The sequence below is a fragment of the Hymenobacter roseosalivarius DSM 11622 genome (assembly GCF_900176135.1).
Lineage (GTDB): Bacteria > Bacteroidota > Bacteroidia > Cytophagales > Hymenobacteraceae > Hymenobacter > Hymenobacter roseosalivarius.
Map to the genome: position 1 here is coordinate 1 of NZ_FWWW01000029.1, position 8,629 is coordinate 8,629.

An 8,629-nucleotide genomic window follows, 5' to 3' on the forward strand; every position below is an offset into this window, starting at 1 on the left:
CTTTGGCCCGCACCATGCCGGCGCGCACCCTGGCGTTTGACTTCAACGTGACGCCCTATATGACGCTTTGGCCCGCACCATGCCGGCGCGCACCCGCTGGCTGATAAGGGCGCTTTCAAACTGCGCCACCCGCTGCCAACGCCAACGGCCGCTCTCCCGGCCCAAGGTCCCCAGGCCTTTACCCGCCCGTCGGTCTTGTGTGGAAGCGGGAGCGGTAGTACTTTAGCCCCCGTTTAAACGGTACCCACTTGTTCGGCCCCCGCCTTTTCGTTTACGCTTCCGCATGCTCTCCCCTCCAGCCGACCGGCCGACCCCGTCCCCTGCTGACCTCCAGGCCCTGCTGGATGTTTCCCTCACCGCGCTGGCTTTATGGCGCCCCCGCTACAGCCCCAATGGGGCCGACGTCACGGACTTTACCTGCGCGTACCTCAACCCCGCCGCCCAGCAGTTCCTGGGCCAGGCGCAGCGGCCCGAAGAATCCTTCTTGGTGCTCTTCCCCAACGCCCGCGAAAACGGGCTGTTGGCCTTCTGCTGCCGCGTGATGGAAACCGGCGAACCCGACCATTTCGAGGTCCGGTACACGGCCGACGACCTGGACCACTCCTTCCGGGTAGCCGCCCGGCGCCAGGGCGCGCAGCTGGCGGCCAGCTTCACCGACATTACCCGCGTGCCGTGCGCCGCCGTGGAAACCGCCCTGCGCGAAAGCCAGGCCGCCGAAACCGTGGCCCGCGCCGACGCCGAGCGCCAGCGCGCCACTTTGGCGCGCTACCTGGGCCGGACCCACGCGGCCATCTGCGTACTGCGCGGCCCGGCGCACGCGTTCGAATATTCCAACCCCACGTTCGAACGGCTCTTTTCGGGCCGCCTGCTGCCGCTCGGCAGCCCCCTGGCAGCGGTATTCCCCGCCGCCCTCGCGCAGGCGGTGGTACCGGCGCTCGACGGCGTTTACGCGACTGGCGACTCCTTTTTTGGGGTCGAGCAGGCCCTCACCCTCACGGTGGGGGACGGACCGGCGGCGCGCTGCTACTTCACCTTTTCCTTCGATGCGTACGAGGAGCACGGCCGCACGGCGGGCGTGTCCATCTTCGCCTACAACGTCACCGAGGAGGTACTGGCCCGGCAGCACGCCGAGGCGCTCCAGGCCGAGGTGCTAGAGGCTGCCCGGCAGCAATTGAACGAGCGCAACACCTTCCACGAGGTGTTCGAGCAAACGCCGGCGCTGGTGGCCCTCATGCGACAGCCCGGCCACCGGTTCGACTACGTCAACGCCGCCTACCAGGCCCTGTTTCCGGGCCGGCCACTCGTGGGCCACGACCTGGCCGTCGCCGTGCCCGAAGCCCAGGCGCAAGGCGTTATCGACCTGCTCGACCGCGTGTACCGCACCGGCGAAACCTACTTCGGCGCCGAGCTGCCCTTTCAGGTGGCTCCGGCCGACGGGCAGCCGGCCCGGCTAGAGTACTACAACTTCACCTACCAGGCCTTTCGCGAAGCCGGCCAGGTCGCGGGCATCTCCATCTTCGGTTTCCACGTGACCCCGCAAGTGCGGGCCCGGCAGCAGCAACAGGACGCCAACCAGGCGCTCACCGAAAGCAACCGCCAACTCATGCGCTCCAACAACGACCTGGACACGTTCATCTACACGGCCTCGCACGACCTCAAAACGCCCATCACCAACCTCGAAGGCCTGCTGCACGCCCTGTGCGAAGAACTGCCCGCCGCCCTGCGGCAGGCCCCCGACGTGGCCCCGCTGCTCGACCGCATGCAGCACGCCGTGGACCGGTTTAAGCTCACCATTGCCCAGCTCACCGACCTGACCAAGCTGCAGCGGGCCGACGCCCAGCCCGCCGAAACCGTGGACCTGGCGACCCTCGTCGACGACATCCGCCTCGACCTGACCCAGCAGCTCAGCGCCAGCACCGCGCAACTAACCGTGGACGTGGCCAGCTGCCCGCGGGTGTCCTTCGCGCCCAAGAACCTGCGCAGCATCGTGTACAACCTGCTCAGCAACGCTGTGAAGTACCGCGACCCCGACCGGGCGCCGCGGGTGCGGCTGCGCTGCCGCAGCGAGGAAAACGGCCCCGTGGTGCTCGACGTGCAGGACAACGGCCTCGGCCTGACCGATGACCAGCAAGGCAAGCTCTTTGGCCTGTTCCGCCGCCTGCACGACCACGTCGAGGGCGCGGGCATCGGCCTCTACATGGTCAAGCGCATCGTGGAAAACGCGGGCGGCACCATCGCCGTGCAGAGCACGCCCGGCGTGGGCACCACCTTCACCATTACGCTCCCCGCGCCCGCGGTTGCCCACATGACGCCGGCGCTTTAATGTTGCTTTGGGCCGGCCGCCACCCTTTATCCTTGCTATGCAGCGCATTCCCACTATCCTGCTGGTCGACGACGACGAAACCACCAATTTTCTTCACCAGCGACTGCTGCTCCGCCTCCACGTGTGCGACCAGGTGCTGGTGGCCGGCAACGGCGCCCGGGCCCTGGAAATCCTGGCCCAGCCCAACGGCCCATTCAGCCCCACCAACCCCGTGCTGGTCCTGCTCGACCTCAACATGCCCGTCATGGACGGTTTCGAGTTCCTCGAAGCCGTCCGGGCCCTGCCCGCCACGCAGCAGCAAAGTGCCGTCATCGTTATTCTCACCTCGTCCGGGCACACGCAGGACCTGGACCGCACCAACAACCTGCCCATCGCCGGCTTCCTGAACAAACCCCTGAACCAAGAGAAAGTCGATTCCCTGCGTTACATCCATTTCGGGCGACAGGGAGCAGCCGAGTGAGGTGGCCAGTAGACTGACCCGGTGGGGCATCGTGTCATCGTGGAACTGCACGGCGAGTTCGACTCCTCCGACGAAGCCCGGAAGATTCCCGACGTGTTGACCTCCAGGCCCTCTTTGCCTTCAAGTCGCAGGCCCCCGCTACCCCACCCGTTTACCTGGTGGACCACCCTTGTAACCAGGGCCATTGCGTCCCTGATGGAGTCGGGGGTGGAGTTCGTGGCCTGTGATCAGCCCCAAGCCAACAAGTTTACCGTGCCCATCTTCGCGGCCCTGGCCGAGCAGGAGCGCGACATGATCAGCGAGCGTACCCGCCGGGCCCTGCAGGTGCTCAAGGCCCAAGGCAAGCAACTGGGCACCCCCGCGAACCTCACGCCCGCGGCGCAGGCGCAGGGCTTGGCCGTCCGGCAGCAGAATGCACGCACGCACGAGGCCAATCGCCAGGCCACGGCCTTGATCCTGGCCCGCCGGGCGCAGGGACACGGGTATAATCAGATTGCGCAGGAATTGGAGAGCCTGGGCTTTCGCACCCGCCGTGGCTGCCAGTTTACCCACAAACAAGTTCAGCGCTTAGCCCAACGGGCGACCGAATAGGATAACCAGGGATCGGCTGGTCACCCATTCTACCCGTTGGTTTAAGAAAGGTGACAAGACCCAATCATATCCAGTAAGACGGGTATTGTTACACAACTAGGGGAAAACCGCCGACTCGGCTACTTACGCGGAGGCATTCGGGCTCAGCGGCCGCAGGAGCTTGGCCGGGTAATTCAGGGCCGGCACCTGGTGCAGTGAGCGACCCATCCGCGAGCGCTCGGCGACAATCACGGGGTCTGCGGCCGCGCCCTTAGCCAGCAGCTCGGGCAGGCGGCGCTGCCCCGCCGAGTGGCGGGAGGACATTTCGACCTCCACCAACCCGTCTAGGGTCCAGCCGCCTGCCGCTACCTGAACGGGCGCGGTGACCACGACTTCTCCGACCCTCCGTCGACGAAAGCCTCCCGTAAGATAACCCTGATTGCGCCCTGGCAGGCGCTAAGTAAGCCTGCGAACTCAGTTTTGGCTGGCTGGGCTACACACGGCGTAGAAGAGCTACCTTACGCGCTTTATTCTGGGCTTTTTTTGCCTTTCTTCAATGCCTAAAGTGCCTGCGCCCACCGTCGTCTTTACCAAGCCACTGACCAGCCCGCCGCGCGGGCATCACCCCGGCACGCTGGCCGAACTGCCGGAAGTAGCCGGCACCCGCAAGCGCATTGTGGACGCCTGGGGCGTGTCGGCCCGCCCCTACGACTCGCGCAAGCGCCGCCCCGGCCCCAGCACCATCGGCGAGCTGCAGCAGCTGGCGCGGGTGCTCAATGTGTCCGAGGAGGAGCTGTTTGCCCTGGTGCGCGCCGAAGCCTGCCGCGCGCACCACGGCACCCCCGCGTAGCTCCTTCCCGTATTCAGTCGACAGGGTGCCTGAGGCCCCGAATCATCGTTCTTGAAGTGCGCCCTATGCCCTCCGTTCCGCCGGTATCCTTTCCGCTGCGTTCCCTGCCCGCCGACGACCTGCTGCGCGACCTGCTGGCCGTCTCGCTCACCGGCGTTATCTACTACACCCCCCTCTACGACCCGGCGGGCGACGTTGTGGATTTCACCTTCGTCTACCTCAACCCGGCGGCCCAGCGCATGATGCGCATGCCGGAAGTGCCCACTCGCACGCACCACGAGCAGTGGCCCCACAGCATTGCCCACGGCACCTTCCAGTTCCTCGTGGACGCCTTTGTGAGCGGGGAGCCCCGCCACTACGACGTCAACTACCAGGCCGACGGCTCCGACAACTACTGCCGGCTGGCCGCCCGCCGGTCGGGCGAGGGCCTGTTGGTGAGCTTTACCGACACGGCCGACCAGCCCCGCGGCCCGGTGGAAGAAGCCCTGCGCCGGGCCCAGGCCGCCGAGCGAGCCGCCCGCGCCGACGCCGAGGAGCAACGCGCGGCGCTGGCACGGGCCTTCGAGCAGGCGCCGGTGCCCATCGCCATTCTGCGGGGCCCCGAGTTCGTGGTGGAGCTGGCCAACCCCTCGCTCGGCGCCCTGTGGGGCCGGCCGGTGGCGCCCGCGCTGGGCCGGCCCCTGTTTGAGGCCTTGCCCGACCTGGGAGGCCAGGGGCTGGAGGAGCTGCTCACCACGGCCCTGCGCACCGGCGAGTCCGTGGCCTTCCAGGAGCGCCCGACCGTGCTGGACCGCGCCCAGGCCGGCCTGCCGGCCTTGGGCTACTACAATTTCACCTATCAGCCCCTGCACGACGCGCAGGGGAAGGTCACGGGCCTGATAACGGTGGGCATCGAAGTCACCGAGCAGGTGCGGGCCCGCCAGCTGCTGGAGGAGCAGTCCCGCCAGCTAACCCAGCTCAACCAGGAGCTGGAAGCCCGCGTGTTTGAGCGCACCCAGGCCCTGCGCCACGCCCGCGCCGAGGCCGAAGCCACGGCCCAGCAGCTGCAGCGCGTAACGGAGAGCCAGCCCGGCATGAGCTTCACCTTCGACCAGGCCGGGCAGGTATTCTACCTCAGCCCCCAGTGGTACGCCTACACGGGCATGAAGCCCGGTACGGACCTCACCGCCGCCTGGCCCCAGTTCGTCCACCCCGACGACCGGCCGGCCGTGGTGCAGGGGTTGGGCGAAACCCTGGCCCAGGGCCGCCCCTGGCGTTATGAGTTTCGCCTGCGCGGAGCCGACGGGCACTACCGCTGGATTACCAGCCAGGGTACGCCCGAGCCGTTGGCCGATGCCGAAGCCGCCGGCCGGCCCCGCCAGTGGTTCGGCTCTACCCTCGACATCGACGAGTTGAAGCGGGCCCAGCAGCAGATTGAAGAACAAGATCAGCTGCTGACCAGCATTCTCTCTTCCCTGCCGGCCAGCGTGGTGACGTTCGAGGGCGAAGACCTGCGCTTCGGCTTCTTCAACGAGGCGTATCAGCACCTAGCACAGGGCCGGGTCGTGCCGGGCCGCCCGGCAGTAGAGGTATTTCCCGAAGCGGCAGAGCAGGGCTTTCTGGCCTCGCTGCGGGGGGTGCTGCGCACCGGCGAGCCCTACCAGGGGCAGGAGGTGCCCGCCTATGCCCGCGACCCGCGCACCGGGCAGCAACAGGAAATGTACCTGGACCTGGCCTACCTGCCCCTGCGCCACGGCCAGCAGCCGCCCCACGCCGTGCTCGGCTTCATCCTCGACGTGACGGACCGCGTGCGGGCCCGCCGGCAGGCCGAGGCGGCCCAGGCCCAGGCCCTGGCCGCCGCCGAGCAGGCCGCCGCCCAGCGCGAGGCGTTTTATCAGCTATTCGAGCAAACCCCGGCCTGCATTGCCCAGCTGCGCGAGCCGGGCCACCGTTTCGAGTACGTGAACGACGCCTACCAGCAGCTGTTTCCCGACCGCCAGCTGGTGAGCCGCACCGTAGCCGAGGCCCTGCCCGAAGCCGTGGAGCATGGCTTTCTGGCCCTGCTCGACGGGGTGCTTCGGACCGGCGAGACGTATTTCGGGCTGGAGATGCTCCTGCCCGTGACCCGGACCGACGGCCAGCCGCCCCGGGATACGTACTTCGATTTTACCTACCAGGCCACGCGCGAAGCCGGGCACATCGTGGGGATTTCCATCTTTGCCACCGACGTCACCGAGCGGGTGCGGGCCCGCCGGCAGCGCGAGGCCCAGCAGGCGCAGCTGCACAACTTGTTCATGGAGGCCCCCGCCCCGATTGTCATTCTCGACGGCCCCGCTCTGACGTACCAGCTGGTGAACCCGGCCTACCAGCAGATTTTCCCCGGCCGGGAGTTGCTGGGCTTGCCGCTGCTCGACGCCCTGCCCGAGCTGGCGGGCACCGACGTGTTTGCCCGCCTGGACCAGGTGTACCAAACCGGCGTCACCTACGTGGTCCAGGAGCTGCCTGTGCAGCTGGCCCGCCGCACGGGTGGCCCGCTGGAGGAAATCTATTTTACGTTCACCTACCAGGCCCGCCGCGACGAGCGCGGGGCCGTGGACGGGGCCTTGGTTTTTGCCTACGAAGTCACCGACCAGGTACGCGCCCGCCAGCAGCTGGCCCAGGCCAACGCGGAGCTTAAGGCCGCCAACCGCCAGCTCACCCACACCAACACCGACCTCGACAACTTCATCTACTCCGCCTCGCACGACCTCAAGCAGCCCATCGCCAACATTGAGGGCCTGCTCGATGCCCTGCACGAGGAGCTGCCCGCTGACCTGGCTGCCGCCCTGCCGGTCGGCCCCATCCTCGCCCGCATGGCCAGCTCGGTGGAACGCTTCCAGCGCACCCTCGACCACCTCACCGACATCACCCGGCTGCAAAAGGAGTACGCCCCGGCCGCCGTAGCCGTCCGCGTGCCGGCCGTGCTCGACGACGTGTGCCTCGACCTGGCCCCGCAGCTGGCCGCGTCGGGGGCCCGGCTCACCCGCGACGTGGCGCAGTGCCCGCCCTTGCTCTTCGCCGAAAAAAACCTGCGCTCGGTCCTGTTCAACCTGCTCAGCAACGCCCTCAAGTACCGCTCGCCGCACCGTACCCTGCACGTGGCCATCAGCTGCCACGCCGTGCCCGGCTACCAGGTGCTCGAAGTGCACGACAACGGCCTGGGCATTCCGCTGGCTCAGCAGCCGCGCTTGTTCGGCATGTTCCAGCGCTTCCACGACCATGTGGAGGGCACCGGCGTGGGCCTGTTCATGGTTAAGCGCATGGTCGAAAACGCCGGGGGGCGCATCGACGTCCACAGCCAGGAAGGTACCGGCACTACCTTCTTCGTGTACTTTCCAGTCGCCGACACCCCAACTGCGTAAGCCCCCGCGTACTCCCGCCCCCGATGCCTCAGCTCCCCTGCGTCCTGCTCGTCGATGACGACGAGACCACCAACTACCTCAACCGCCTGCTCCTGGAGCGGCTGGGCGTCGCCGCCCGCATCCTGGTGGCCCCCAACGGTCGCCAGGCCCTCGACCTGCTGCCCGAGCACTGCCCGGAGCCGGGCGCGCCCACCTGCCCGGTCCTCATCCTGCTCGACATCAACATGCCCGTGATGAACGGTTTTGAGTTTCTCGAAGCCTACGCCCAGCTGCCCCCGGCCCGCCGCGGCGCCAGCGTGGTGCTCATGCTCACCACCTCCCTCAACCCCCGGGACGCCGAGCGGCTCCGCACCTTGCCCGTCGCCGGCACCATCGCCAAGCCGCTGTCCAAAGCCAAAGTCGCCCAGCTGTTGCACGAGCATTTCGGCCACCCGCTGCCCAGTACTTAAAACAGCTGGCCAACCCCAAATACGTGTTATTTATCCCCTGGCAGGCCTTTGTTCGGCTTGTAAGTATGGGATGCCGGTGAAAAATTTGGGGCATGAAAGATTACCCATTGACCACCGAGCACGGCCGGCAGCGCCTGGTCACGGCCGCCCTGCGCATGGCGCAGGGCGGCCACTTAATGCCCAAGGCATACGAGCGGATGCTACTGGACCAATTCGTGCGGGGCACCTTAACGCTGGACGAGGTAATCGCCTGCTTGGAAGCCCAGGAGCACGAGTGAAATGGCTTCACGTGCCATCTTTTCCGTTTTCTGAGGGGACCCCGAGCAGAGCGTTTGAACAGCCAATGAAAAGATTAACCGAGTATTTGGAGTGCCTGCACCGCCCCGAGACGGGTACGAGAATCATATGTCATGCAGGCCGGGAAAAAGATGCGACGATAAGCCTAATTAGTTAGTTTTCAATAAATTATTGGACAAGGTACGCACTAAAACCCCAGGGTGAGCACACTAAGCATTGCCCCCGCCGGTACCGAGCACGGTCCTGGTCACGACCCGCGCACCGACCACTTGCGCCCCGTCATTGAGTTTCTGCTGGCCC

The 8,629-nt window shown here is 66.8% G+C and carries 8 protein-coding genes; 7 read left to right on the forward strand and 1 reads right to left on the reverse strand.

Translation table 11 applies throughout. From position 1 onward, the window contains the following. Positions 1-283: 283 nt before the first annotated feature. Genes B9A24_RS01510 through B9A24_RS01520 form a run of 3 tightly spaced genes read left to right on the forward strand, consistent with a single transcriptional unit; the run spans position 284 to position 3,374 of the window. A complete protein-coding gene (locus B9A24_RS01510) occupies positions 284-2,323 on the forward strand; it encodes a PAS domain-containing sensor histidine kinase (protein WP_084443368.1) in 2,040 nt (679 codons plus the stop codon). Between the two features lie 37 nt (positions 2,324-2,360). Continuing rightward, positions 2,361-2,783, forward strand: a complete 423-nt coding sequence (locus B9A24_RS01515) for a response regulator (protein ID WP_084443369.1) — start codon at positions 2,361-2,363, stop codon at positions 2,781-2,783. Between the two features lie 21 nt (positions 2,784-2,804). Beyond that, positions 2,805-3,374: a recombinase family protein gene (locus B9A24_RS01520; protein WP_143434695.1), complete on the forward strand. Its 570-nt coding sequence runs from the start codon at positions 2,805-2,807 to the stop codon at positions 3,372-3,374. 123 nt (positions 3,375-3,497) lie between these two features. Here the strand turns inward: B9A24_RS01520 and B9A24_RS01525 are convergent, their stop codons facing one another. Beyond that, the gene (locus B9A24_RS01525) at positions 3,498-3,677 is read right to left on the reverse strand and encodes a hypothetical protein (protein ID WP_200813845.1); all 180 of its coding nucleotides are present in this window, start codon (positions 3,675-3,677) and stop codon (positions 3,498-3,500) included. A 232-nt stretch (positions 3,678-3,909) separates the two neighbouring features. On the opposite strand from B9A24_RS01525, the gene B9A24_RS01530 reads away from it, so the two are divergent. The 4 genes from B9A24_RS01530 (at position 3,910) to B9A24_RS01545 (ending at position 8,310) form a co-directional block, all read left to right on the forward strand. After that, on the forward strand, positions 3,910-4,203 hold the full coding sequence (locus B9A24_RS01530; protein ID WP_084443371.1) for a hypothetical protein: 294 nt from the start codon (positions 3,910-3,912) through the stop codon (positions 4,201-4,203). A 65-nt stretch (positions 4,204-4,268) separates the two neighbouring features. Continuing rightward, a complete protein-coding gene (locus tag B9A24_RS01535) occupies positions 4,269-7,583 on the forward strand; it encodes a PAS domain-containing protein (RefSeq protein ID WP_084443372.1) in 3,315 nt (1,104 codons plus the stop codon). Positions 7,584-7,606: 23 nt separating this feature from the next. Then, complete coding sequence (locus B9A24_RS01540; protein WP_084443373.1) at positions 7,607-8,032, forward strand: response regulator; 426 nt, start codon at positions 7,607-7,609, stop codon at positions 8,030-8,032. Positions 8,033-8,124: 92 nt separating this feature from the next. After that, entirely contained in the window at positions 8,125-8,310 is a 186-nt protein-coding gene (locus tag B9A24_RS01545) for a hypothetical protein (protein ID WP_084443374.1), read from the forward strand. Positions 8,311-8,629 lie beyond the last annotated feature (319 nt).